The organism is Cetobacterium somerae ATCC BAA-474 (assembly GCF_000479045.1).
In the GTDB taxonomy this organism is placed as follows: domain Bacteria; phylum Fusobacteriota; class Fusobacteriia; order Fusobacteriales; family Fusobacteriaceae; genus Cetobacterium_A; species Cetobacterium_A somerae.
Map to the genome: position 1 here is coordinate 43,048 of NZ_KI518055.1, position 25,126 is coordinate 68,173.

Annotated in this window: 23 protein-coding genes and 1 tRNA gene; 10 read left to right on the forward strand and 14 right to left on the reverse strand. The window is 28.4% G+C overall.

Annotation, left to right across the window (positions count from 1 at the left end; all coding sequences use genetic code 11):
* Positions 1 to 9 precede the first annotated feature (9 nt).
* From HMPREF0202_RS00230 to yedF, 3 genes are all read right to left on the reverse strand, one after another.
* Positions 10 to 103, reverse strand: a tRNA-Sec gene (locus HMPREF0202_RS00230).
* A gap of 28 nt (positions 104 to 131) precedes the next feature.
* Positions 132 to 407, reverse strand: coding sequence for a putative Se/S carrier protein (locus HMPREF0202_RS00235; RefSeq protein ID WP_023049597.1), 276 nt, complete (start codon positions 405 to 407; stop codon positions 132 to 134).
* On the reverse strand, positions 407 to 994 hold the full coding sequence (gene yedF, locus HMPREF0202_RS00240) for a sulfurtransferase-like selenium metabolism protein YedF (protein WP_023049598.1): 588 nt from the start codon (positions 992 to 994) through the stop codon (positions 407 to 409). Before yedF ends, HMPREF0202_RS00235 begins: the two co-directional genes overlap by 1 nt.
* A 166-nt stretch (positions 995 to 1,160) precedes the next feature.
* Between yedF and HMPREF0202_RS00245 the strand changes: the two genes are divergently transcribed.
* Positions 1,161 to 2,585 (forward strand): amino acid permease, encoded by a 1,425-nt coding sequence (locus HMPREF0202_RS00245; protein WP_040405895.1) that lies wholly within the window; start codon positions 1,161 to 1,163, stop codon positions 2,583 to 2,585.
* Between the two features lie 40 nt (positions 2,586 to 2,625).
* On the opposite strand, the gene HMPREF0202_RS00250 is transcribed toward HMPREF0202_RS00245, so the two are convergent.
* From HMPREF0202_RS00250 to aroB, 5 genes are all read right to left on the reverse strand, one after another.
* Positions 2,626 to 3,093: an SRPBCC family protein gene (locus HMPREF0202_RS00250; protein WP_040405898.1), complete on the reverse strand. Its 468-nt coding sequence runs from the start codon at positions 3,091 to 3,093 to the stop codon at positions 2,626 to 2,628.
* A 66-nt stretch (positions 3,094 to 3,159) separates the two neighbouring features.
* Positions 3,160 to 5,001: a selenocysteine-specific translation elongation factor gene (gene selB, locus HMPREF0202_RS00255; protein ID WP_023049601.1), complete on the reverse strand. Its 1,842-nt coding sequence runs from the start codon at positions 4,999 to 5,001 to the stop codon at positions 3,160 to 3,162.
* A 2-nt stretch (positions 5,002 to 5,003) separates the two neighbouring features.
* The gene (selA, locus tag HMPREF0202_RS00260) at positions 5,004 to 6,389 is read right to left on the reverse strand and encodes an L-seryl-tRNA(Sec) selenium transferase (protein ID WP_023049602.1); all 1,386 of its coding nucleotides are present in this window, start codon (positions 6,387 to 6,389) and stop codon (positions 5,004 to 5,006) included.
* Between the two features lie 10 nt (positions 6,390 to 6,399).
* Positions 6,400 to 7,377 (reverse strand): selenide, water dikinase SelD, encoded by a 978-nt coding sequence (gene selD, locus HMPREF0202_RS00265; RefSeq protein WP_211231148.1) that lies wholly within the window; start codon positions 7,375 to 7,377, stop codon positions 6,400 to 6,402.
* Positions 7,378 to 7,473: 96 nt separating this feature from the next.
* On the reverse strand, positions 7,474 to 9,453 hold the full coding sequence (gene aroB, locus HMPREF0202_RS00270) for a 3-dehydroquinate synthase (protein ID WP_023049604.1): 1,980 nt from the start codon (positions 9,451 to 9,453) through the stop codon (positions 7,474 to 7,476).
* A gap of 141 nt (positions 9,454 to 9,594) precedes the next feature.
* On the opposite strand from aroB, the gene HMPREF0202_RS00275 reads away from it, so the two are divergent.
* The 7 genes from HMPREF0202_RS00275 to HMPREF0202_RS14620 all read left to right on the forward strand — a co-directional run bounded on the left by HMPREF0202_RS00275 (position 9,595) and on the right by HMPREF0202_RS14620 (position 16,405).
* Positions 9,595 to 11,187: an FAD-binding protein gene (locus tag HMPREF0202_RS00275; protein ID WP_040405899.1), complete on the forward strand. Its 1,593-nt coding sequence runs from the start codon at positions 9,595 to 9,597 to the stop codon at positions 11,185 to 11,187.
* 105 nt (positions 11,188 to 11,292) lie between these two features.
* Positions 11,293 to 12,129 carry a zinc metalloprotease HtpX gene (gene htpX, locus HMPREF0202_RS00280; RefSeq protein ID WP_023049606.1) on the forward strand — a complete coding sequence of 279 codons (837 nt, stop codon included), beginning with the start codon at positions 11,293 to 11,295 and terminating at the stop codon, positions 12,127 to 12,129.
* A 65-nt stretch (positions 12,130 to 12,194) separates the two neighbouring features.
* On the forward strand, positions 12,195 to 12,347 hold the full coding sequence (locus HMPREF0202_RS15025) for a hypothetical protein (protein WP_023049607.1): 153 nt from the start codon (positions 12,195 to 12,197) through the stop codon (positions 12,345 to 12,347).
* A 91-nt stretch (positions 12,348 to 12,438) separates the two neighbouring features.
* The gene (locus HMPREF0202_RS00285; RefSeq protein WP_023049608.1) at positions 12,439 to 13,287 is read left to right on the forward strand and encodes a DUF2156 domain-containing protein; all 849 of its coding nucleotides are present in this window, start codon (positions 12,439 to 12,441) and stop codon (positions 13,285 to 13,287) included.
* A gap of 12 nt (positions 13,288 to 13,299) precedes the next feature.
* Positions 13,300 to 14,718 carry a leucyl aminopeptidase gene (locus HMPREF0202_RS00290; protein ID WP_023049609.1) on the forward strand — a complete coding sequence of 473 codons (1,419 nt, stop codon included), beginning with the start codon at positions 13,300 to 13,302 and terminating at the stop codon, positions 14,716 to 14,718.
* Positions 14,719 to 14,769: 51 nt separating this feature from the next.
* Positions 14,770 to 15,912 (forward strand): GNAT family N-acetyltransferase, encoded by a 1,143-nt coding sequence (locus tag HMPREF0202_RS00295; protein ID WP_040405900.1) that lies wholly within the window; start codon positions 14,770 to 14,772, stop codon positions 15,910 to 15,912.
* Positions 15,913 to 15,937: 25 nt separating this feature from the next.
* Entirely contained in the window at positions 15,938 to 16,405 is a 468-nt protein-coding gene (locus HMPREF0202_RS14620; protein ID WP_023049611.1) for a DUF2628 domain-containing protein, read from the forward strand.
* Between the two features lie 34 nt (positions 16,406 to 16,439).
* Here the strand turns inward: HMPREF0202_RS14620 and HMPREF0202_RS00305 are convergent, their stop codons facing one another.
* Positions 16,440 to 17,117, reverse strand: coding sequence for an SIMPL domain-containing protein (locus HMPREF0202_RS00305; RefSeq protein WP_023049612.1), 678 nt, complete (start codon positions 17,115 to 17,117; stop codon positions 16,440 to 16,442).
* Between the two features lie 9 nt (positions 17,118 to 17,126).
* Entirely contained in the window at positions 17,127 to 17,705 is a 579-nt protein-coding gene (locus tag HMPREF0202_RS00310) for a nitroreductase family protein (RefSeq protein ID WP_023049613.1), read from the reverse strand.
* A gap of 140 nt (positions 17,706 to 17,845) precedes the next feature.
* Here HMPREF0202_RS00310 and HMPREF0202_RS00315 point away from each other — a divergent pair, with 140 nt between their 5' ends.
* Both HMPREF0202_RS00315 and HMPREF0202_RS00320 read left to right on the forward strand, forming a co-directional pair.
* Positions 17,846 to 20,356 carry an AMP-binding protein gene (locus tag HMPREF0202_RS00315; protein ID WP_023049614.1) on the forward strand — a complete coding sequence of 837 codons (2,511 nt, stop codon included), beginning with the start codon at positions 17,846 to 17,848 and terminating at the stop codon, positions 20,354 to 20,356.
* Positions 20,357 to 20,481: 125 nt separating this feature from the next.
* Positions 20,482 to 22,944: an AMP-binding protein gene (locus HMPREF0202_RS00320; protein ID WP_040405901.1), complete on the forward strand. Its 2,463-nt coding sequence runs from the start codon at positions 20,482 to 20,484 to the stop codon at positions 22,942 to 22,944.
* Positions 22,945 to 22,980: 36 nt separating this feature from the next.
* On the opposite strand, the gene HMPREF0202_RS00325 is transcribed toward HMPREF0202_RS00320, so the two are convergent.
* The 4 genes from HMPREF0202_RS00325 to HMPREF0202_RS00340 all read right to left on the reverse strand — a co-directional run bounded on the left by HMPREF0202_RS00325 (position 22,981) and on the right by HMPREF0202_RS00340 (position 24,986).
* Entirely contained in the window at positions 22,981 to 23,325 is a 345-nt protein-coding gene (locus HMPREF0202_RS00325) for a histidine triad nucleotide-binding protein (protein ID WP_023049616.1), read from the reverse strand.
* 25 nt (positions 23,326 to 23,350) lie between these two features.
* Positions 23,351 to 23,779: a ribose 5-phosphate isomerase B gene (gene rpiB, locus HMPREF0202_RS00330; RefSeq protein WP_023049617.1), complete on the reverse strand. Its 429-nt coding sequence runs from the start codon at positions 23,777 to 23,779 to the stop codon at positions 23,351 to 23,353.
* A 32-nt stretch (positions 23,780 to 23,811) separates the two neighbouring features.
* A complete protein-coding gene (locus HMPREF0202_RS00335; protein WP_023049618.1) occupies positions 23,812 to 24,297 on the reverse strand; it encodes an FKBP-type peptidyl-prolyl cis-trans isomerase in 486 nt (161 codons plus the stop codon).
* Between the two features lie 95 nt (positions 24,298 to 24,392).
* Positions 24,393 to 24,986 carry a DJ-1/PfpI family protein gene (locus HMPREF0202_RS00340; protein ID WP_023049619.1) on the reverse strand — a complete coding sequence of 198 codons (594 nt, stop codon included), beginning with the start codon at positions 24,984 to 24,986 and terminating at the stop codon, positions 24,393 to 24,395.
* Between the last annotated feature and the right edge of the window lie 140 nt (positions 24,987 to 25,126).

The window sequence follows — 25,126 nt, forward strand, 5'->3', positions numbered from 1 at the left end:
TTTTAAAATTGGCGGAAGCGTATAGGAATCGAACCTACCAGCGATTTAACTCGCCAAGACAGTTTTGAAGACTGCTGAGTACACCAGTAACTCATCCGCTTCCAATTTCATATTTATTATATCATAAATATTTAAAAATTAAAAGTAGAAAAGTTCTTTTTAAAACCATTTTTTTCACAAAGATAGAAATTGTATATATTTTTATCTATATTATTTTCAATTAAAAGTTCTAATATTTTATGTGCATCTTCAATATTTGCTTTTAAAGAAAGACCACAGCTAGCTTTTAACTCACCAGGTAGTGGTATGATTCGAACATCTATTCCACTATCAACTAAGAATTTTTCTACCTTCATAACTAAATGAGTTGAATCGATTGTTATAATTAAAAAATTTTCTGAGTTCATTATGGTCTAATCACCTTATTTGCTTTCATTTGTTTTTCTATTATATTGTACATATTTGTGATGCTCCCGACAGCAATATTGTTTTCTAAATGGTAGAAATTAAGACAAGCTCCACAAGATAGAATTTCAACTCCTCTTTCCTCAAGAATTCTTAAGTCTTTTATAGTAGTCTCATTAGAAGCTGTTAAAAAAACACCTTTATTATAGAAAAGAATAGCTTTTGGCAGAGATTCCATTTCAGTAAGAGTATATATAAAACCTTTCATTAAAGTTTCACCAAGAGCAGTTTCACCATCACCCATTTTATCAGAAGCAATAACTATAATAGTGTTATTTTCATCATTAGAAGTACTAGAATTTGATAAAGCTTCATTAATTGTTTTATTTATTTGAATAAAAAATATTCCATTTTCTTCTCTAGTAGTAAATGAAAACCCCATCTCTTTAGAAAACTTTTCAATATTTTCCTTAGAAATTTTGTTATCTATAGAAACTTCAATTGAACCTTCTGTTATTTTTTTTAAAGCATTTTTTGTCATAATAACTGGTATAGGACAAGTCTGTCCAATAGCATTAACTTTTATCATTATTCCACACTCCTTGAAAATTATACTTTTTTTAATTATACAATATTTATACAAAAAATTATACTTTAAAATTGATATAATATAGACAATAAAAAAATTGATTTTTAATGTAAAAGGTGTTATTATAAAAATTGTTTTAAATATAATACAGTACGAGGAGTTGAGAATGAAAAAGAAGTATCTATCTGTGTCATCACTAGTAATGATGATATTCTTGGGAGTATTTGGATTTGGAAATATTGCCAATAATTTTAAAGAAGTAGGAATGTCATCCGCCACAATGTTGGTAATAGGAATATTATTTTATTTCTTACCACTTTGTTTAATAATGGCAGAATTTGGAGCGTATGCTCAAGATAGAACGAGCGGAATATATTCATGGATAGAGATAGGATTAGGAAAAAAAATGGCCTATTTTGCAATTTGGTCATATTTTATAGCAAATATATTTTATTTACCAACATTGGCAACAAGAGTGCCAACATACTTTAGTTTTGGACTATTTGGAGATGCGAATATATCAAATATACAAACAGCTACTTTATCTTTAGTAGCATTGGTTATATCATTAATTATTGGTGTGAAGTATCAAAAAGCTATTGGAGCTCTTTCAAAGCCTATAGGTTATATTTCTTTATTTACAGTTTTAATATTTTTAGTAGCTGGAATATACCTTCATTTAACAGGTCAAGGAGCTACAAACTTAACAACTGAAATGTTTATAATAAAAACTACATCTAAATCTGATTTAGCTAGATCTTTAGGAACGTTTTCATGGATATTATTTGCATTTGGAGGAGGAGAGGTAGTAGGACCATATGTAAATCAAGTAGAAAATCCAGAGAAAAACTTTGTAAAAGGATTACTTGTAGCCTCAATGTTAATAGGAATACTTTATGTTTTAGGAATTGTTTCAGTTTCAGCATTTGGAACGCAAGAGGATTTTTCAAAAATATCTTTAATAAATGCAGTTTTAGCAGGTTTTAAATTTATGGGAGATAAGATAGGATTAGGAATTTGGTTTGTTAAATTAATGGGAATAGCTTATTCATTAATAACGTTAGTTGCTCTTATTCTTTGGGGAAGCTCTCTGGCTGCTGGAGTATTCAGTGAAGCACCAAAAGGAACTTTTCCAGATTGGTTAACAAAGAAGTCTGATAAAAATGGAATTTTAAGAAATGCCTTAATATTCCAAACAATATTAGCATTTTTATTCATAGCTCTTACAACTTTTGGTGGAGAAGCAGCAGGAGAGCTTTACTATAGAGTATATGATATGACAACGATGGCTTTAATTGTGCCGTATTTTTGTTTAGGAATAAGTTATATATTCTTTAGAAAAAGAGGTTATGTATCACCGTTTCAAATATCAAAAGGGAACTTAATACCTATTTTAGCAGGAGTATCAGTTTCAGCAATGACATTTATAGCTTTTATTTTTGCAGGATATGACTTTACAGTACCAGTAGTGAAGCAATTAGATAAAATGAAGCTATATTATGGTGGTCTATTAATGTTTATGTTAATAGGTTTAGTTATTAAATTTTTAAGTGGAATAAATCATAAATCTAAAGAAAATAAGAAAAAATAGGTTAAATAAAAATGGAAGAACTTGAGTTCTTCCATTTTTGTTATTTTGTTTTATTAAATTCAGTTTCAGCAACAACTTTTAATCTAGTTAGTTGATCTTCTAGAATTCTTTTATTAAAAACATTGAAAAGTTTATGTAATGAAGTTCCTTTTAATGTCCAAGCTGTTAGTATTAAATGAGTTTTAGTTGGATTAACCTCTTCAAAATCATATTCAAGTTTAAAGTCTACCCATTTATCGCCTACTTCAATTTGGTACATTTTCCCTTCTTCATAAGCTAAAACTTTTCCACAATACTCCTCTTTAAAACCATACATTTTTATTTTTTCACAGAAAGTAGAACCAGTAACTTCTGGTGCATCTGTATGCTTTTCGTCTTCTAAACCAGTAATCCAAAGAGCATGCTTACTGTAATCAGATATAAGTTTAAATACAAAATCTTTTGGGGCTTCAATATCAATACCTTGAACAAAAAATGGTACTTTTTCGTTTAATTCTTTTAGTTCCATACAAATCACTCCCATTTAATAGAATATATTATATTATTAAGTGATTTTATGAAATTTCCTTCAAGATTAAATATTATTTTTTATTCTATAACTATCAATTTTTTTAGTAACTTTTTTTTCATCAAAATTTTCAAGGTATACAAGAGCCATTTTACGGCTAGTTTTGAGAAGATCTCTAAACTCTGCTAGTGTAATTTGAGTATTTAATATAAGGAAGTTATCTAATCTATTTAAAGCTTCTTGATAAAAACCTTTTAAAAGAAAATATTCATTTAATTTTATAATAAGCCCTTCTCTAACTAAATATTGAAAAACTTCTTTAAAATTTAGATTTTTATGAAAATAATCATTTAACTTTTCAAAACTTAATCCATTAAACTCCTGTTTTTTTAATAGAATTAAAATTTCATCTTTTATTTTTTTTTCATCTTTTGAAAGCTTAACTTTAAATGTTTTAAGTGAAACAAAGTTATCTTTTTCTTGAAACTCATCTTGAAACTCATTTATTAAGTTGATTCCTTTAAAAAATAGGTTGTTAATAGTTGCTAAAGGTACCCCTTTTCTAAGAGGGTTTTTTAAATGAAAATCATTTAAATATAAATTAATTTCATTTTTAAGATTTTTAAGATTTTCTTTATGAATAATAGCTTTTATTGTTTTAAAAACAAAAATATTATGATCAAAACTATTTTCATTTAAAGAGAGGTTAAACTCTTTATTCAAATCGTTTATATAAGTAAAACTTCCCTTATTTAAAAGATACTCTGAAACATTAAGTTGTTTATTTAAAAGATAGTTTAATTTTTTTAAATAAATAGAATTATTTTTTTTAGTAGGAACTCCAAAAGGTGTTAGAATTCGAGCTCCTCCAAGTAAAGCGGATGTACTAAGAGTTCTTAATATACCAATATCGTCAAAATCGACAGGAATTTCTTTGTCCATTATAAGTTGGAAAAAGGTTGATTCCTCTTCAAAATCTTGAAGATATTTAATCTTTCCATAATACTCTCCAGTACCAATATTCAATCTTATTTTAGTATTGTTTTTAGGAATAGTTCCTTCTGATAATCTATTGAATACTACATCTATTATTTTGCTATTTGTAATAGTTTTACTGTTAGTTAAAAGGTTACCTCTTTCAAGCTCCTTTGCTGTTACTCCAGTTATATTTAAGGCACATCTTTGTTGAGATGAAATGTATTCTAAATCTTTTCCATGATTTTGAATTCCCTTTATTTTAATATTAATTTTTTGAGGATAAAGAGTTAAAGTATCCCCTTTATTTATATTACCAATAGTTGTACCACTAACAATAGTTCCAATTCCTTTAGGAGAATAGATTTTATCAATATCTAGTCTAAAAATATTTTGAATATTATTAGATGAAGAGAAATCAAAATTTTCAATCTCTTTTAAAATTAAATTATATAGGTTTTCATAGGTTGAACTATCTTTTAGGCTAACTTCAACAATAGGAAAATCTTTAAAAAACTCCTCTTTAAACTCTTGAGAAATTTGAGCTTTAACTTCGTCAACTCTTTCAGAAGTAACTAGATCTCTTTTTGATAAAACAATAATTCCATTTTTTATTCCAAGAAGTTTTAAAATCTCTTTATGTTCTATTGTTTGAGGCATAATACCATCATCACAAGCTATTAAAAAAAGCACAAAGTTAATACCTTTAGCACCAGCAACCATATTTTTTATAAATTTTTCGTGCCCAGGAACATCAATAATACTGATAATATCACCAGAAGGAATATTTAAAGGGGCAAAACCAAGATCAATGGTCATCCCCCTTTCTTTTTCCTCTTTCATAGTATCGGTATTTATATTTGTCAGCATTTTGACTAAAGTTGTTTTTCCGTGATCTATATGACCAGCTGTACCAATTACTATATTCTTCATATCTATACTCTCTCTAAGAACTTTTTAAAGTTTTTTATGATTATAGAGTACTCATCACTGTGAATTGTTTTTAAATCAATAAAAAATTGATTGTTTTGAACTCTTCCAACAATAGGTGTATCCTCTTTTAAAAAAGCTGTTTCAACTTGTTTTCCATCTAAAGAAGTGATAGCGACACCATAACTATCGATAGTTGCATCAGGCATAGAGCCTCCGCCAATTATAGCTTTTGTTTCAATGATTTCACTATCGATTTCAATATCTTTTAAAAGATTCTTTAAAATCTCTGCTCTTTTAAAAACTTCGCTTATAGGTTCTAAAATTCTATTTAGAGTAGGGTTTTTTTCGATTGCAACCTTTTCATCAACATATTGTTTAAAAGTAAATTCTAAAGCACTAATAGTCATTTTACAAACTCTGAAAGCTCTTAAGAATTGATTTTTTTTCAATTTTGAAATTAACTCTCTCTTTCCAATAATCACTCCACATTGTGGTCCACCTAAAAGTTTATCCCCACTAAAAGTAATTAAATCAATACCAGAGTTTAAAGATTCAAAAATTGTAGGTTCCTTTTTTTGTCCATATTTAGAAAAATCTATTAATACACCACTTCCTAAGTCTTCCATTGAAATTATTCTATGTTCTTTTGCTAATTCAGCAATCTCTTTATTAGACACAGATTTTGTAAAACCAGAGATATGATAGTTAGATGTATGAACTTTTAAAAGCATTGATGTATTTTCATTTATTGCTTTTTGATAGTCAGCTAGATGAGTTCTATTAGTAGTTCCAACTTCAACAAGTTTAGCACTTGAGAGTTCCATAATATCTGGAATTCTAAATGAGCCACCAACTTCAACAAGCTCTCCTCTAGATATAATAACCTCTGTATTTTTACTGAATTCATTTAAACAAAGCATAACAGCAGCAGCGTTATTATTAACTACTAATGCAGCTTCAGCGCCAGTAACTTTTGCGATAAGATCTTCTACATGAGAGTATCTACTTCCTCTTTCACCTGTTTTTAAATCAAATTCAAGATTGCTATATCCGCAAAGTGAATTTTGCAGATGCTCAATTAATTCTTTTGAAAAAAGAGCTCTTCCTAAGTTTGTATGTAGGATAGTTCCTGTACCATTTATAACTCTTTTAAAATTAAACTCTAAATTTTTAGTTAGAGATTTTGTAATTTCATTTTCGATATCTTCAATAGAGTATTGAGTGATAACTTCCTCAAGAATTCCTTTTCTAAAAAAGTTAATTCCTTCGTTAACAGCGTCGTAAACCTCTTTATAAGGTTTATCTTTAAAAAACTCCTTTTCATTCAGTAGATCGATAACTTTATCTACTTTAGGAAGATTTCTTAAAAGAGTTTGTTTATTAGTCATAATATTCCCCTTATCTAACTACAATATATTTTCCATTATATTTATCTACAGTTCCAATTAAAGATGACTTTATTTGAAGAGTATTTAGTTTTTCCATAACCTCTGATGCATATTTTGAAGAAACAGAAAATAGTAATCCACCAGATGTTTGTGGATCTAGCATAATCTCTTGTAACCAAAATGGAACTGCTGAAATATCAACTTTATCATTTAAATAGTTTCTATTTTTTTGTCCCATAGAGTTTATATAAAACTCTTTAGCGAACTCTTTAGCAATGTCTAAATATGGAATAAGTTCTTGTTCTAAAACGAAAGTTTTTTCAGAAGCTACTGCCATTTCATATGCGTGCCCTAAAAATCCGAATCCTGTAATATCTGTACAAGCAGTTATTGGATAGTCTCTTATAATTTCAGCAGAGTATTTATTTAAAGTTGTCATTATTTCAATCCACTCAGTTTTTACTTCATCAGAGAGAGTTTCAACTTTAGAAGCTGTAGAAATAATACCTGTTCCAAGAGGTTTTGTTATGATTAAAACATCTCCTTCTTGAGAACCGTAATTTTTAAAAACTTTATCAGGATGTACAAGTCCAGTTACAGAAAGACCATATTTAATCTCAGGATCATGAATAGAGTGTCCACCACTTAGAACAGCTCCAGATTCAGCAATTTTTTCAGCTCCGCCTCTTAAAATTTCTCCTAAAATTTCGATATTTTCCTTTTCAGGAAAACAAACTATATTCATAGCTGTTCTAGGTTCTCCTCCCATTGCATAAACATCACTTAAAGAGTTAGCCGCAGCTATTTGTCCAAATATATATGGATCATCAATCATAGGTGTAAAAAAGTCTAAAGTTTGGATTAAAGCTATATCATCTGTTAATTTATATATAGCAGCATCATCAGATTTTTCAAAACCAACAATTAAATTTTTATCTTCCACACTTGGAAGATTTTTTAATAAACTTGAAAGAACCTCCGGTCCTATTTTGCTTGCTCAACCACCAATTGAGCATCTATCTAATAAAAGTTTCATTTAGCGCCTCCTTATTCATAAAAAATGAACCTATAAATTATACCACAATTATATATTTAATACCATACCGCCTTCTAAATTATCAACTGTTGAAACTGTGATGCTATTTTTATTTAAAATATCTAAAAGAGTTAATAATATTAGATTTCCAGCAATAATAACATCAGCACGGTTAGGTTCTAAACCAATAATTTTTTTACGATCTTCTAAAGTTTTACTTAAAAATAGATATAAGTTTTCCTCTAAATCCATTTTTGTTAAAACATAGCCATTTATCTCTTTCTCATCAAACTTAGGAAATTTTTTAACAATAGAAACATTAGTTGTAACAGTACCTGCAACTCCTATAATTTTAAAGTTATTACCTTCAAATTTAATTAATTCGTTAAAAAATCCTTTTAAATAGTTACGAGCAGATAAAAGAGTTTCCTCATTATAGTTTTCATCTGAAAAAAACATCTCTGTTAATTTAACAACTCCAATGGGGAAACTTTTGATATAGTCAATTCCATTGTAATCACCAATGGTAATTTCACTACTACCGCCTCCTACATCAATAGTTGCTATTTTTTCTCTATAGATATTGCTATTTCCATTAAAACTTAATTTTGCTTCAATCTCTCCAGGAATAACTAAAGTATTTATATCAAATTCATTTTTTATTCCTTGAACAAACATACTACCATTACTAGCTTCTCTTGTAGCAGCAGTGGCAAATGCAATAAGCTCAGTTACACCCATAGAATCAGCTTTTTCTTTAAATCTTTTAATAATATAGTATGTTTTTTCAATAGATTCTTTCGAAAGAACACCAGTTTGATTAAGGTTCTTTCCTAATCTAGAAACTTCTAAATCCTTATATAATGGTGTAATAATCTCTATTTTATTATCAGTTTTTTCAATCTCTGCAATAAAAAGTCTACACGAGTTAGTTCCTATATCTATAACACCTTTTAAAATTCTATTTTTAAAAGAGTGGTTAACTTCAGAGATAACTTCTTTAGAAATTGGCATATTTTCAAGAGTTCCATTTTTATCAATAATAAATTTAATTTTATCATGGGTATTTTTTTTATCTTTTTTCATAACATTTATTAAAGTTTCTTCCTCTATATATATAGGAGTAGGATCAATTTTATAAAGACTGAAAAGTTCTTTGATAGAATTAATGTATTCTTCTGTAGCAAAACCTAAAAATTTAGAGATTTGCATTTCAAAAAGTATACCTTTAGCTACTCCTTCGCCGTGAGAGATATGTTGATAATCAAAAAGAGTTTCTAAAGCATGGCCATAAGTATGACCTAGATTTAAGAAGGCACGATCACCTTTCTCAAATTCATCTTTTTCAACAAACTCTTTTTTTATTTTACAAGATTCATAAATCATTTCAATTAAAACTTCAGGTTTTAACTTTAAAATATCTCTATATGACTCAATTAAGAAGTTAAAATAACTTTTATCTTTTGCGATGATACTATGCTTAATAACCTCTCCCATACCTGATTTAAATTGGCATAAAGGTAGAGTTTTTAAAAAATTAATATCTATAATAACTCCAATAGGTTGTTTAAAAGAACCAATTAAGTTTTTTCCAAGAGAGTGATTAATAGCAACCTTACCTCCAATACTAGCATCAACTTGAGCTAATAAAGAAGTGGGAACTTGTAAAAAATCAAGACCTCTCATAAAGGTAGAAGCAATGAATCCTCCTAAATCGCAAACAACTCCACCACCAACACATATGATTAAAGAGTTTCTAGAAAAATTATTCTCTATTAAAAATGAAAAAATTTCCATAGAAGTTTCCATATTCTTATATATTTCACCGTCTTCAATTTTATAGACATAGGTTTTTTTCTTTGGAAGATTACTTAAAATCTTTTGACCATAAAGTTCACCTATAGTTTTATTTGTAAGTAGTAGTATTTTGTCATAATTTTCAGTAAAATCATTAAGTCTATCTATTGTATTTTGTCCAATAAAAATGTCGTATGAATTTATAGAAGTCTTCATAACTAAATTTTTCATAATATTGGTCTCCTTTTGTTTAATTTTCTATAGTTAAAGTATAATATTTTTATAAAAAAAAAGCAAATTTACCAAAAAAATGTTTGCAGAAAAAACAAAAAATATTATAATAAGAACATATAAATGATTTTGGAGGGGAAAATGAAAAGGAAAGTCTTATTTTTTACAGCATTGAGTGTACTAGCGTTTGGTCAAAGTGAGAAATCTTATATTGGAAAAGGAAATGGTTATGGTGGTGAGTTAAAAGTAAATGTAAAAACAAAGGGGGAAGAGATTGTTGATTTAGAATTAATATCTCATAAAGAAACATCACCAGTTGTAAAAAGAGCATTTCCTGTTATTAAGGAGAGAATTATAGAAGCACAAAGTCCTATTGTAGATAATGTATCAGGGGCAACTTATACATCTTTTGGAGTAAAAAGAGCAGTAGCACAAGCTTTAAAAGCTCAAGGAAAAGACTATGGTAAGATTACAGTGAAAACAGGTGGACCAAAAGAGGAAATAGCATATTTAGAACCGGTAAATACAGATATAGTTATAGTAGGAGGGGGACCTGCAGGTCTTGCAGCAGCAATATCAGCTAAAGAAGCGGGAGCTAAAAATATAATATTAATAGAAAAATTAGATATTTTAAGTGGAAATGGAAAGTTTGATATGAACTTTTTTGATTTAATAAATTCAGAAGCACAAAAGAAAAATGGAACATTTGATACTGTAGAAGCTTTTGTAAAAGATAAAGCAAATAAAATGGATACAATTGAAAGAACTCAAGCTCAAGCTGAAGGAGCATTTAAACTTGATGCTTGGTTAAGAGGTATGGGAATAGAATTAAATCATAACTACGGTTTAAGAAATCATATGGCTGAGAAAGATGCGTATGCTGGAGAAGAGATTCAAGATGGGTTAGAAAAGAAAGTAAAAGAGTTAGGAATAGATGTAAGAACAGGAACAAAAGGTTTAGACTTAATTGTAAAAGATGGAGAAGTGACAGGGGTTAAGGTTCAAAATAAAAATAAATTTTATGATATAAATGCTAAGGCAGTTATTCTTGCAACAGGAGGATTTTCTCATAATAAAGAACTACTTGCAAAATATGCACCTGGTTCAGAGACATTAGCAACATCAAATCAAATGTCAGCAACAGGAGACTTTATTCCTGTATTTGAAAAGAATAATTTAAAGATGGATAACTTAGATGTTTTAAGCATATTCTCTTTTATACTTGTTCCAAGTAGAGATTTAACAGGAGGAGGAGACGGTTATATACTAGTTAACCAAGAGGGAAAAACATTCTTAAAAGATAAACCAACGAGTATGGAAAGAGCTAAATCTATTGAAGCTCAAACTGGTAGTTATGCTTATTATATATATGATCAAGATCTGTATGATTCTTTTTATCGTTTACAAAAACATAATAATTTAGGACTTCATACAAAGGCTGAAACAATTGAGGAGTTAGCTAAAAAGTTAAATATTCCAGTGGAAGAGTTAAAAAATTCAACAAAAACATTGAGAAAAGAGGGACCTTATTATGGAGCTAAGGTTCAATCAGCTATTCATATGACAAAAGGTGGAGTAGTAGCTGACGAGAAAACACAAGTTGTAAATACAAAAGGTGAAAAGGTAAAAGGACTTTATGCAGCTGGAGAAGTTACAAGCACTAGTGCAGCATATAGTGCAGCAGTTGTATTTGGACGTATTGCAGGTGAAGAGGCTGCAAACTCTATAAAATAGCTAAAAGAAGAGGGATATTAGATTAAATATATCCCTCTGTTTATTTACAAAAAATAAAAAATATGGTACTTTATAGAAAAAAGTCAAAAAGACTGGAGGTAAAAAATGCAAGGTTTTAAAACGTTTATATTAATGCTAGTAATGACCTTATTGCTATTATTTATAGGAGGAGCTATTGGTGGAAAAACAGGAATGACAATAGCTTTAGTTTTAGCAGGAGTAATGAATTTTGTATCATATTGGTTTAGTGATAAAATTGTACTATCAATGTATGGAGCACAAGAGATACCAGAAAATAATAAAGTTTATTGGATAACAAAGAAGTTAGCTGACAATGCAGGATTACCTATGCCAAAAGTATATATGATAAATCAAAGTCAGCCAAATGCATTTGCAACTGGAAGAAATCCTCATCATGCAGCGGTTGCAGTGACAAGAGGATTAGTTGAACTTATGGATGATAATGAGTTAGCAGGAGTAATAGGACATGAATTAGGACATGTTTCTCATAGAGATATACTAATTCAAAGTGTGGCAGCAACTTTAGCAGGAGCTATTGCATATATGGCTAATATGGCAAAGTGGGCAGCTATTTTTGGTGGAGGAAGAAGAGATGAGGACGATAATCACGGAGGAATTTTTGGGTTATTGGCAATAAGTATTTTTGCACCTTTAGCAGCAATGTTGGTTCAAATGGCTATATCTAGAAGTAGAGAGTATAAGGCTGATAATTTTGGTGGGAAAATTTGTGGTCATCCAAGATATTTAGCAAATGCTTTAAGAAAATTAGAGTCATATGCTACAAGGATTCCCATGGATGCAGCACCAGCTACAGAAAATATGTTTATTGTTTCACCTTTAGCAGGAAGTAAGATGGCAAATTTATTTAGTACTCATCCAAGTACTGCTGATAGAATAAGAAGATTAGAGGAAATGGAATAAAATAAAATTTGACAAATCCAATAATATGAAGTAAATATAAAAAGTAAAGAGATGGAGGAATAGTTATGGAAAAAACTGTTATTTCTCAAAAGATTCTACTTATATTTACATTAATATTATTGACTTATCTTATTGTTGTTTTATTTGAAAAAGATATAAACACCTTTGATGAATTAGAAAGAATTCTTCTTTTTAGACATTTTAGGCTACATATGTAGAGAGTCAGAGTTATATCTGACTCTTTTTAATTTGACACTAAAGCCTTATTGGTATATACTTGCAATAGTATATTAAGGCGGTGTAGAATAAATGGACTGGAAAAAATTAACAATAGATAGTAGAGAGGAACTACAAAAATTTTTAAAAAATAAGTTTGAAACTTCAGATATGAATTTTACAAATCTTTTTTTATGGAGTTTTAGTGAAAATATTCAATATGCAGTTGAGAATGAGATACTTTATATAAAAGGATTTTATGAAGGTAATGAATATTATTTTTCACCTGTTTCAAAAGATGATAATAAAGATAAGATAATAACTGCTGTAAAAAAAATTAAAGAAAAGAATGGAAAGATAGTTTTCATTCCTGAAAGCTATAAAGAGTTCTTAAAAGAGGATTTTATAGTGACAGAGGAGAGAGATTCCTTTGACTATATCTATTTACAAGAGGATTTAGCAGAACTTAAAGGAAGAAAATTTTCTTCTAAAAAAAATAAAATAAATAAATTTAAAAAAACATATAACTTTACTTATGAAAAAATATCAAGAGAAAATATAGAGGATATAAGAATTTTTCAAAGAGAATGGACTGAAAATAGAAAAGAGGATACAATTATAATATCTGAAACTATGGGTATAGAAGAGCTTCTTAATAACTATGAAATTTTAGAATTAAGAGGAGGAGTTATAAAAGTTGATGGAAAAATAGTGGCTTATGCTATTGGAGAAAAATTAACAGAAAATATGGGAGTTATCCATATTGAAAAAGGGATATTTGATTACCAAGGAAGTTATCAGATGATAAATATGTATGTTGCAAAAGAGGAGTTTTCAGATGTTAAACTTATGAATAGAGAAGATGATTTTGGAAGCTTAGGATTAAGAGAAGCAAAACTTTCTTATCAACCAATTGAATTTATAAAAAAATACAGTATATAGAGGAGGAGTGCTATGTTTAAAGTTATCAACAAAATTGAAAAAGGTTATGATTTAAATATTGTATTATGTTTTGAGGGACAAGTTAATATTTGTGAACACATATCTTCAACAAACAAGGATTTAATAGAAAAGTTAATAAATAAAAAAGAGTTTACAGGGAAAAAAGGTGAAACTTTAAAAGTTGAATTTTTAGAAGGAACATACTTAATTTCAATGATTTTTGTAGGAATGGGTAAAGAGGAAGAGTTTAATTTAGATACATATAGAGAAGTAATGTTTGATGTATTGTCTAAAGAGAAAGGTTCAGTTTTAATATCAGCAGAGAATGAAAAATTACTAAACTATAATGTTTTAGGGGAAATTTCATCAAATGTAAATTATAACTTTGATACATTTAAAGAGAAAAAAGGTGAAACTTTAGAAATAGAGCTATTTATTCCTGGAGAAGAAAAAGATTTTTCAGAAACAATTCTTTTAGGAGAAGCAACAGATATAGCTAGAGATTTAGTAGATCAACCTGCAAACGTTATTAATCCAATAACTTTAGCAGAAAAAGCTGTTGAACTTGGGAAAAAATACGGATTTGAAGTTGAGATTTTAGATGAAAAAGAGATTGAAAAATTAGATATGAATCTTCTTTTAGCGGTTGGTAGAGCATCTATAACAAAACCAAGACTTATTGTAATGAGATATCTAAATGGAAAAGATAACAATGAAAAGATAGGATTAGTAGGAAAAGGATTAACATATGATACAGGTGGACTTTGTATAAAGCCAGCAGACTCTATGTTTGAAATGAAAAGCGATATGGCAGGAGCAGCTTCTGTAATAGGTGCTATGTGTGCTATTGCTAAAGGAAAAGTTGAAAAGAATGTAGTTGCAATAGTTCCAGCATGTGAAAATGCTATAAATGAGAATGCTTATAGACCAGGAGATATTATAAAATCAATGAATGGAAAAACTGTTGAGATTATAAATACAGATGCAGAGGGAAGATTAGCACTAGCAGATGCATTAACTTATGCTGTAAGAAATGAAAAGGTGACAGAAGTTGTTGATTTAGCAACACTTACTGGGGCAATTCTTGTTGCATTAGGAACAATTACAACAGGAGTATTTTCAAATAATGATGAAAAATACGCTATGTTAGAAAAAAGTAGTAAGCTATATGGAGAAAAAGTTTGGAGAATGCCAATATTCGATGAGTATAGCGAATTATTAAAATCAACTGTTGCAGATGTAAAACATACTGGTGGAAGAATGGGTGGATCAATAACTGCAGCTAAGTTTTTAGAAGGATTTGTTGAAGGATTACCGTGGATACATATGGATATAGCAGGAACTGCATTTAATAGCGGTGTAAAATGGTTTAAAAAAGGTGCTACAGGAGTTGGAGTAAAAGCACTTTATAGTTATGTAAAAAATAGATAAAATAAAAAGGTGAGAAATTCTCACCTTTTCTTATATAAGGTAGGTGGGAAAATGATAAAAAATCAATTAAAAGTTTTATGGAAGAATCTTTTTAATGATGAGTCAGATTATATAAATTGGTATTTTGATAATGTTTATAATGAAGAAAATACAAAGATGTTTTTAAAAAATAATAAAGTTTATGGAATGCTATTTGAAAATAGTTATCATATATCAGTTGATGAAGATAGGTTTATGGGAAGATATCTTGTAGGTGTAGGAGTAACTCCTGAAAAAAGAGGAGAGGGGGTTATGAAAGAGTTACTTTTAAAAAGTTTAAAAGAAGCATATGATTTTGGTGAAGAGTTTATATATTTAACGCCAATTGATAAAAAAATATATGAAAGATTTGGATTTGCTTATATTTCAACACTTTCTAAATATGAACTAGAGTTTCCTGTATTATGTGATTTTAAAAAAGAGTTTAAAATTGAGAAAATACAAGATGAAAGTTATGACCAAAATATTTTAATAAAATTAAAAGAATTTTATAAAGAAGTTTCTCAAGAATATTATGTAAAAGTTGCTAGAGAAAAAGAGGACTACCAGAAGATATTATCAGAAATTTTTTGTGAAGATGGATTAATCTATATTAGCTATGATATAGCTGGAAAAATAAATGGTTATATGAGTTTAGTTAAGTCTGAAAGTATATATGTAAAAGAAATTTTATTTAAGGATAAAGATACTTTAGAAGGATTATTATCTATTTTATATGGATATAAGGATTACTATAAAAAAATAGAGATTATTCTTCCTGAAAATACATATTTAGAAGATTATTTAGATAGTGAAAATTTAGTTAAAAAAACTCTAAAAAATAAAATACAAGTAAGAATTTTACATGTTGAAAAAGTATTGAAAAGACTAAGTAAAAGTTTAAAAGAGAATGAAGAGATTAAAATATATGTACAAGATAGATATATAGAGTCTAATACAGGGGTATTTAAAATAAATAAAAGTGAAGTTGAGAAGATAGAGGGAGAGTTTGATTTAAGTTTGGATATAAATGATTTAGCAACTTTAGCTTATGGATTTAGAGATTATAAATCTTTAAAAAAAATAGAAAGTTTTTATATAAAAAATAAGGATAAAGAGCAAATATTAAGTAGTATATTTATAAGAAGAATAAACTATTTTAATCAAGATTTTTAGAACTTTAAATAGCTAAGGAGGGACTATGGAGAGTAGAATAGAATATGTAGAAAAACATCTAGGAAGTTTAGAAGACTTTGTAAGAAAAAATTCCAAATATTACTTAGAAAGTTGGAGAAGTGAAAAGATTAAATTTAATTTTGCAGCATTTCTATTTGAAACACTATGGTTTGCCTATCGGAAAATGTATAAAAGTGCAGTTGTACTTTTACTTATAAATCTTCTTATAAACTTAGTAACATTTTTATTTTTAATAAAAACAAAGTTTTTTATGGGAGGAACTATTTTAGTTCTATTTATTAGGATATATATTGGCTTTAAGGCTAATGATTTTTATTTTATGAAAGCAGAAAAAATTCTTGAAAAAAGAGGTTTTGAACCAGAAGATAGAGATTGTGGAACAAGTATGTTAGGAGTAGTAATAATAATATTTATAGCAATTGTTTTTCAAGTGTTATTAGATTTTTATTTAGGAGTGACCTTATATTATTAAAATTAAAAAACAGCTGAGAAATCAGCTGTTTTTTTTATTTTTCCATATAGAAAATTACATTCATACTTGCAGTAACATCGACATCATTTGGAACTGTTAAAGGAATTGGTGTATCATCAGCTTTAGCTGCTGAGTTTAACATAAAAGATATTGGTCTAGGCATTGAGTAATTTAAATCAATATTTTTAGGAGAAACCTTAAAGTCATCTATACCTGCGATTAAAGCAGCTTTATATTTAGCATTTTCATAGGCTAATTTATATGCTTTATCCTCTAACTCTTTTCTATCAGCTATAAAAAAGTTAATCTCTCCAATATTATTTACACCACCATTATTAAGAGCAGTAAGTACAGTACCAGCTTTATCTAAATCATTACTAGTAATTAAAATTTGATTTCTAACAAAGTACTTCATCTCTCCATCTTTTACATTGTAATCATTTCTATAATTTAAAGAGTAATTTTCAGTTTTTATATTATTTTCTTTTAAACCACTTTTCTTTAATAAACCAATGGCTTTATTAACAATATCTGTATTTTCACTAATAGCTGTTTGTGAGTTTTTATTTGTTGTTTCAACAGTAGCTATTATGCTAAAAGTATCAGGTTTTCCTGAAACAGTTCCTGTTCCAGTAACAGAGATTGTAGGCGTTTCATTAGCTAAAGAGAAAGCTGAAGTTAAAAGAAATAAAGTTCCAATTGTTTTTTTCATAAAATCCTCCTAGAATTTTTTTAAAATCAAAGTTTCTAGAGAAAGTTTAGGCACATAGTGTACATTTTCCTCTACATCTCTATGATACTTTAAATTACCAATATTTCCTTTAGTTAAAATAACTTTGTCAGTTGGTTTTCCTAGGGCTACTAAAATTTGAGGATTGTAAGTATCCATATCTAAATCAAGAGTTTTAGATACATCTAATTTATTAAAAGCTCCAATTAAACATCCACCAAAACCTAGCTCTGTAGCTTTTAAAAGAATATTTTGACATGCAATTCCAATATCAATACCTAAAGTTATAGGAGATAAAAGATTTTCTTTAAGAGTACTAATAAGGATATAGGCTTTGGGTCCCTCTTCTAAAGTTGGACTCCAAGGAATAGCTCCCGCCCAAGCTGTGTGAGGAAAAATTTTGTGACATAAACTTTGAGAACTAACAAGGGTATATCTAAGTGTTTGGCTATTTCTAGCAGATCCACCTAGATGAGCAGCATTGATTAAACTTTCTAAAGTTTCAATATCAATTTCTGTAGAATCGAAAGTTCTATGAGAACGAGTTTTGATTAATAGTTCATTTAACATGGATAACCTCCTCAATTATTTTAACACAATACTACTTTATAAATACTAAAAAGTCAACATGTTAAGAGGAAAAAGTGGACAATTGGTGTAAGTTATTATAGAATAAGTTATTATTTTTACAAATTAGGGAGGGAAAATTTATGAATTTTATATACGACAGAAAAAAAACTGCGGTAATTTATAAAGATAAAGAGCATTCGTACTATGAACTTATAAAGATGGCAAAGATATATTCAAGTTTAATGAATATAGAAAAAGAGGATAGAGTAGCTATTTTTATGGAGAATAGACCGGAGTATATGGGAGCTGTACTAGGAGTATGGGATAAGAAAGGGACGTGTACTAACTTAGATGCAAGTTATAATGCAGATCAATTGATATATGTTTTCAATGATTCTCATCCTAAATATATAATTACTTCTAATGAGAATATAGAGGTAGTTAAAAAAGCTAAAGAGGCATCAAATTCAAGTATAAATATATTGAATGTTGATGAAATAGATATAACAAAAGATATAGATATTGAAAATGTAGCTGTAGAATGTTTAGAAAAAGATGCAGTAGCAGTTATGTTGTATACATCAGGGACAACAGGAAATCCAAAAGGTGTAATGTTAACTTTTGATAATATAATGTCTAATGTAGATGCTATAGAAGAGATAAAAATGGTAACACCTGAAGATAGATTACTAGCTTTATTGCCATTTCATCATATACTACCACTATCTTTTACAGTATTAATGCCACTAAAATTTGGATGTTTAGTTGTTATTTTAGATGAGTTATCATCAGAAGCGATAAAAAGAAACTTACAAAAATATAAAATAACTATTGTGATAGGAGTACCAAGAGTTTGGGAGATGTTCCACAAGGGAATTAAAGGAAAAATTAAAGAAAATGCGTTAAGTTATAAACTTTTTAATATATGTAAATCTTTAAATATTATGCCTTTAAATAAAATTGTGTTTAAAAAAATTCAAGATGCTTTTGGAGGAAATATAAAGTTCTTAGTTTCAGGTGGAGCTAAGTTAGATAAAGAGATTTGTGAAGATTTTAATATATTTGGATTTAAAATGTTAGAGGGATATGGACTAACAGAAACGTCACCAATTATATCTTTCAATAGAATAGATAATGTTATTGCTGGTACAGTTGGAACTCCTTTACCAGGAGTTAAAGTTAAATTAGAAGAAGATGGAGAGATTGTTGTAAAAGGTAGAAATGTTATGAAAGGATATTATAACAAACCTGAAGCAACAGCTGAAGCTATAGATAGTGAAGGATGGTTCCATACAGGAGATTTAGGACAGTTTGATGGAGATCATTTAAAAATAATTGGTAGAAAAAAAGAGATGATCGTTTTATCAAATGGTAAAAACATTAATCCGTCAGATATTGAAGCTGAAATTATGAAAGGAACTAATTTAATTCAAGAGGTTGCTGTAACAGAGGATGAAAAACATCTAATAGCAATTGTTTATCCTGATTTTAAAGTTTTAGAAGAGAAGAAAATTGCAAATGCTAAAGAAGCTATTAAATGGGAAGTTATAGATAAATATAATGTAACAGCACCAAAATATAAAAAAATATTAGATATAGTTATAGTAAAAGAGGAGTTGCCAAAAACAAAACTTGGAAAACTTAGAAGATTTATGTTAAAAGATTTACTGAAAGGAAGTAATTTAATTAAAGGAACACCAGATGAAATAGTATCAGAGAAAGAGGTTGAAAAAAGAGTATCTACATCTAAAGAGATTAATACTCAAGAGTTTAAAGCAATTTCAAAATTTATTGGAACTCTTCATGATGAAATAGAGATAATTCCAGAATCACACTTAGAAATTGATTTAGGACTAGATTCATTAGATATAGTTGAAATAATAACATTTATTCAAAATACTTTTGGTGTTGATATTTCAGAAGAGGATTTCTCAAGAATAAAAACTGTAGAAGCTCTTTGTCAATATGTAAGAGAAAAAGGTGGAAATTTTGAAGAGAAAGAGATTAATTGGAAGAAGATATTTGAGGAACCAGTTGATTTAAAAATGCCTAGTTCAAAATATGTCATTCCAATAACAACGATATTAAAACCTTTATTTACTTGGTATATAAAATTAGAAAAAAATACAAATAAATTGGAAAAAACATCTCCTGTTATATATATAGGAAACCATCAAAGTATGTTAGATGCTTTTGCTTTTGGACAAGCTTTACCAAAGGATATATTAAAAAATACATATTTCTTAGCTATAAATATTCATTTTGAAGGTAAAATAAAAAAATATTTAGCAGAAAATGGAAATGTTATTTTAATAGATGTTAATAAAAATCTAAAAGAAACATTGAAAATAGCAGCTAAAGTCTTAAAGGAAGGGAAAAATTTAGTGATATTCCCAGAGGGAGCTAGAACAAGAGATGGAGAGTTACAAGATTTCAAAAAAACATTTGCTATGTTGTCAAAAGAGCTAGATATTCCAGTTGTTCCTTTTGCAATAAATGGAGCTTATGACTTAATGCCATATGGAAAAGGAGTTCCAAGTTCAGGAAAAATGAGTATCACAATTTTAGATAAAATATTACCTGAAAATAAATCAGTAGAAGAGATTGTAAAAGTAACTAGAGACTCGATAGAAAAAAGTATAAATAACTAAAAATAAAAGCTGACATATTTTCTATGTCAGCTTTTTACTTACCTCATGATATTGAAATAATAACACAATTATGCTATAATCACTTGATGATTAAAAAAACACCTGTAATAATTTGGGAGGAAAAATTGGAATTTGTAAAGAATCATAATAAAACAGCGATATTTTATGAGGGGAAAGAATATTCGTATAAAGAGTTAATAGCTGGAGCTAAAGAGTATGCATCACTTTTAGATTTAGTAAAAGAGGAAAAAGCAGTAATATTTATGGAAAATAGACCAGAACTATTATATGCTTTTTTAGGGATTTGGGATAAAAAAGGAACGTGTGTATGTTTAGATGCTGCTTCAAAAGTATCTGAGTTTCAATATTTTATAGAGGATTGTACACCTAAATACATATTTGTTTCAAATAATACTTATGATATAGCAAAAGAAGCTATTAATCTATCTGGAGTCCAAACAATAGTTTTAAATGTAGATGAGATAGATCTATCAAAAGCAGATAAAGAGGGAATTATTTATGCCCCAGATAGAGAGGCAGTGGCATTAATACTATATACATCTGGAACAACTGGAAGTCCAAAAGGAGTAATGTTAACTTTTGATAATATATTGGTAAATATAGAGGGATTAAATAAATATAAAATGTATGAACCAACAGATAGAGTTTTAGCACTACTACCAATGCATCATATATTCCCACTTTTAGGATCTGGAATTGTTCCATTACAACAAGGAGCAACAATAGCATTCTTAAAAGAGTTATCATCTCAAGCAATGGTAGATGCTTTAAAAAATTATAAGATAACTATGATGATTGGAGTACCTAGACTTTGGGAGATGTTACATAAAAAAATAATGGAAAAAATAAACTCAAATAAAGTTATAAAATCATTATTTAAATTATGTGAAAAGCTTGATAATAAAGAGTTAAGTAAGAAAATCTTTAAAAAGGTTCATGAAGGATTTGGAGGAAATATAAGATTTTTTGTATCGGGAGGATCTAAACTAAATCCAGAAGTATCAAGAGATTTTAAAACTTTAGGAATAGATGTATGTGAAGGATACGGACTTACAGAAACAGCACCTATGATATCTTTTACACCTATAAATCAAGTAGTACCTGGGTCAGCTGGTAAAATAATGGATGGAGTTCAGGTAAAAATAGCTGAAGATGGTGAAATTTTATCTAAGGGTAGAAACCTAATGAAAGGGTACTATAAAAAACCTGAAGCAACTGCAGAGGTTATAGATTCAGAGGGATGGTTCCACACAGGAGATTTAGGAGAGTTAAAAAATGATTATCTTTTTGTAACAGGAAGAAAAAAAGAGATGATAGTTTTATCAAATGGAAAAAACATAAATCCTGTGGAAATTGAGCAGTTTATTTTATCAAAAACAGATTTAATAGAAGAGATGGTTGTAATAGAGTATAACTCTTTACTTACAGCAGTTATATACCCTAATTTTACTAAGGTAAAAGAGCATAGAGTTACAAATATAGCTGAGACACTAAAAACTGGTATAATAGATAAGTATAATGGTTCTACACCAAATTACAAAAAGATTTTAGATTTAAAAATAGTACAACAAGAGTTACCAAAAACAAAGATTGGAAAGATAAGAAGATTTATGGTTCCAGCTCTTTTAGAAGGTAAAATAGAAGAGGAAAAAGAGGAAAATATTCCAACTTTTGAAGAGTATAAGGCTATTTCAGATTATTTAACGAACTTAAAAGGTAAAAAAGTTATGTCAAATGCTCATCTTGAGTTAGACTTAGGATTAGATTCTTTAGATTTAGTTGAATTTATAGCTTTTGTTGAAAGTAGCTTCGGAGTTACTTTGACAGAGGAGGTTTTAACAGAAAATCCTACAGTAATTAAAATTGCAGAATATTTAAAAGAAAATTCAACAAGTTTAGAGATAAAGGATGTTGATTGGAAAAAAATATTAGAAAAAGATAATTTTGAAGGATTACCAAAATCTAACTCTATGGGAAAATTAGTAAAAGCACTATTTAAACCACTATTTTCATTATATATAAAAATAGAAAAAGAAGGTTTAGAGAATTCTAAAGTTACAAAGCCAACAGTATTTGTTGGAAATCACCAAAGTTTCTTAGATGGTTTTATATTTACTCAAAGTATAGATAATAAAACTTTAGATAATACATATTTCTTAGCAAAAGTAGCACACTTTAAAAAAGGATTTATGAGTTACTTAGGAGAAAATTCTAATATTATGTTAATTGATATTAATAAAAATTTAGCAGAAACACTACAGTGTGCTGCAACAGCTTTAAGACAGGGGAAAAATATAGTTATATTCCCTGAAGGAACAAGAAGTAGAGATGGAGAGATGAGAGAGTTTAAAAAGTTCTATGGAATATTAGCTAAAGAACTAAATGCAGATATAGTTCCTTTTGGAATAAAAGGAGCATACGAATTATTTCCAGCTCATAGAAAAATGCCAAAAAGTGGAACAGTAAAAATAAAATTCTTCCCTAGAGTTTCTTCTGAAACTTTACCTGTTGAAGATATTGTAAAAAACAACTTTAATGAGATTAAAGAGTGGGTAGATAAGATATAAAAAAAGGTTGCCTATTGGCAACCTTTTTAATTACTATTAAATTGATAGCATAGGACCAAGGTGTTGTCCACCTAACAAATGGAAATGTAAGTGAAACACTTCCTGTCCTCCATGAGTATTGCAGTTTGCAATAACTCTATATCCATCTTCAGAAATATTTAAATCCTTAGCAATATCTTTAATAGCTAGATACATAGCAGTTAAATATTCAGAATCCTCAGCAGTAATATCATTTAAAGTTGGTATCTCTTTTTTAGGTACAACTAGAATATGAATTGGAGCTTGAGGATTTATATCTTTAAAAGCTATAACTTTATCATTTTCAAAAATGATAGAAGCTGGAATCTCTCTATTTATAATTTTAGTAAATATAGTAGCCATTGTATTTTACTCCTTTAATAAAAGATTAAAGTTCGATAGCTTGGATTCTTGTTAAGTGTCTTCCACCTAAGAATTCAGTTTTTAAGAATTCGTCTACAATTTCAAGAGCTAAAACGTCTCCAGTCATTCTAGCACCAAGGGCAAGAATGTTAGCGTCGTTATGCTCTCTAGTTAATTTAGCCATAGTAGTATTTGAACATAAAGCTGCTCTTATTCCTTTAAATCTGTTGGCTGCAATTGAAATTCCAATTCCAGTACCACAAATAAGGATACCAAAATCTGCTTCTTTATTAAGAATAGAGTTAGCTACAGCTTTTGCATAAACAGGATAATCAACTGATTCAGTTGAATAACATCCTTTATCTAAAACTTCAAATCCTTTATCTTCTAAGTGTTTCTTAACAATCTCTTTTAAAGCAAATCCACCATGATCTGCACCTAAAGCTATTTTCATCTATTTATACTCCTTAATTCTTATAGTAATAATTAGTCTTCAAAACCGTGGAAATGAGGATGTCCGTGCTCAATCTCCTCTTCAGTAGCGTCTCTAACATCAGAAACAGTAACTTCAAATCTTAAATCTTTACCTGCAAAAGGATGGTTTCCATCTGCTGTGATAATTTCATCTTCGATTTTTGTGATGATAAATGATTGCTCAGAACCATCATCCATATCAGCTATAAAGTCAAGTCCTTCATAGATATCATCAAATTCAACAAACTCAGATTTTTCCATATCAACGATTAAATCCTCGTCGTACTCTCCGTATCCTTCTTCTGGAGTTAATTCAATAGTAGTAGTATATCCTTTTTCTTTTCCTTCTAAAGCTTCTTCGATAGCTGGAACAAAGTTTCCAAATCCGTGGATATAGAAAAATGGTCCTACATCTTGTGTGTCCTCTAAAAGTTCTCCGTTGTTTTTGTCGTAAACTTTAAACTCAAGTGTTACTACTTTTCCTTCTTCTATTTTCATATAAAACACCTCACTAAAATCCCTATACAAGATAGGGTTATTTGACACTTTAAAGCATAACATAAAATACAAGAAATTTCATTAAAAATCTTAAATTATTTAAAAAAATTCATATTTTTTTTAACTACCATACAATTTTCTTGATTAGTTAATTTTTCAAGAAGATAAAAAGCTAAATCAATAGCAGTACCAGGGCCTGAAGAAGTAATAATGTTATCAGATATTACAATATCTTTTTTAATAGGAATGGCATTATATTGTTCTAATTGTTTAAAATATCTTTCATTATCTAAGAGGTATGTTGTAGCAGGAATATTTTTTAAATATCCATGAATTCCAATTGCTAAAGCTCCAGTGCATATTCCAATTATAGTTTTTTTATTTGAAATAAAATGATTTAACAAGGAATTTAGTGTTTCTGATTGAATATCATTAAAGAATCCAGCTTTACCAAATCCACCGGGAATTATTAAGGCATGAAACTCGTCTAAATTAATAGATGTTTTTAATAAGTTAACTTCAGGAATAATTTTTAAATTCCAAGTGGCGCTAAGTACATCATGAATGGCACAAATTGTGGGGAAAACTTTTTTAGTTCCAACAATATTATTCCAGCCAAAAACATCGATAAATGGCGATAATTCGAGGCTTTCAAAGCCGTTAGATGCAAAAATTAAAATTTTTTTCATAAATTTTATGGTTCCTTTCAAAAAATAGTTGACTTAATTTCCAAAAAGCTCTACAATATCTCGTATTTTAAAAGAAATTAATAATGTAAATTATATATTATTTTATAACTTTTTGATATCATTTTTAAGAACAAAATTTA

Excerpts from the sequence above, each read along its gene's own strand:
- rpiB (WP_023049617.1), bottom strand. The coding sequence starts at position 23,779 with ATGAAAATAGCTTTAGGTGCAGATCATGGTGGATTTGCTTTAAAAGAG.
- HMPREF0202_RS00295 (WP_040405900.1), top strand. The coding sequence starts at position 14,770 with ATGATAAAAAATCAATTAAAAGTTTTATGGAAGAATCTTTTTAATGAT.
- HMPREF0202_RS00335 (WP_023049618.1), bottom strand. The coding sequence starts at position 24,297 with ATGAAAATAGAAGAAGGAAAAGTAGTAACACTTGAGTTTAAAGTTTAC.
- HMPREF0202_RS00250 (WP_040405898.1), bottom strand. The coding sequence starts at position 3,093 with ATGGAACTAAAAGAATTAAACGAAAAAGTACCATTTTTTGTTCAAGGT.
- htpX (WP_023049606.1), top strand. The coding sequence starts at position 11,293 with ATGCAAGGTTTTAAAACGTTTATATTAATGCTAGTAATGACCTTATTG.
- HMPREF0202_RS00275 (WP_040405899.1), top strand. The coding sequence starts at position 9,595 with ATGAAAAGGAAAGTCTTATTTTTTACAGCATTGAGTGTACTAGCGTTT.
- HMPREF0202_RS00235 (WP_023049597.1), bottom strand. The coding sequence starts at position 407 with ATGAACTCAGAAAATTTTTTAATTATAACAATCGATTCAACTCATTTA.
- HMPREF0202_RS00305 (WP_023049612.1), bottom strand. The coding sequence starts at position 17,117 with ATGAAAAAAACAATTGGAACTTTATTTCTTTTAACTTCAGCTTTCTCT.
- HMPREF0202_RS00310 (WP_023049613.1), bottom strand. The coding sequence starts at position 17,705 with ATGTTAAATGAACTATTAATCAAAACTCGTTCTCATAGAACTTTCGAT.
- selB (WP_023049601.1), bottom strand. The coding sequence starts at position 5,001 with ATGAAGAATATAGTAATTGGTACAGCTGGTCATATAGATCACGGAAAA.
- HMPREF0202_RS00315 (WP_023049614.1), top strand. The coding sequence starts at position 17,846 with ATGAATTTTATATACGACAGAAAAAAAACTGCGGTAATTTATAAAGAT.
- HMPREF0202_RS14620 (WP_023049611.1), top strand. The coding sequence starts at position 15,938 with ATGGAGAGTAGAATAGAATATGTAGAAAAACATCTAGGAAGTTTAGAA.
- selA (WP_023049602.1), bottom strand. The coding sequence starts at position 6,389 with ATGACTAATAAACAAACTCTTTTAAGAAATCTTCCTAAAGTAGATAAA.
- HMPREF0202_RS00340 (WP_023049619.1), bottom strand. The coding sequence starts at position 24,986 with ATGAAAAAAATTTTAATTTTTGCATCTAACGGCTTTGAAAGCCTCGAA.
- HMPREF0202_RS00325 (WP_023049616.1), bottom strand. The coding sequence starts at position 23,325 with ATGGCTACTATATTTACTAAAATTATAAATAGAGAGATTCCAGCTTCT.
- HMPREF0202_RS00290 (WP_023049609.1), top strand. The coding sequence starts at position 13,300 with ATGTTTAAAGTTATCAACAAAATTGAAAAAGGTTATGATTTAAATATT.
- HMPREF0202_RS00245 (WP_040405895.1), top strand. The coding sequence starts at position 1,161 with ATGAAAAAGAAGTATCTATCTGTGTCATCACTAGTAATGATGATATTC.
- HMPREF0202_RS15025 (WP_023049607.1), top strand. The coding sequence starts at position 12,195 with ATGGAAAAAACTGTTATTTCTCAAAAGATTCTACTTATATTTACATTA.
- aroB (WP_023049604.1), bottom strand. The coding sequence starts at position 9,453 with ATGAAAAATTTAGTTATGAAGACTTCTATAAATTCATACGACATTTTT.
- yedF (WP_023049598.1), bottom strand. The coding sequence starts at position 994 with ATGATAAAAGTTAATGCTATTGGACAGACTTGTCCTATACCAGTTATT.
- HMPREF0202_RS00285 (WP_023049608.1), top strand. The coding sequence starts at position 12,439 with ATGGACTGGAAAAAATTAACAATAGATAGTAGAGAGGAACTACAAAAA.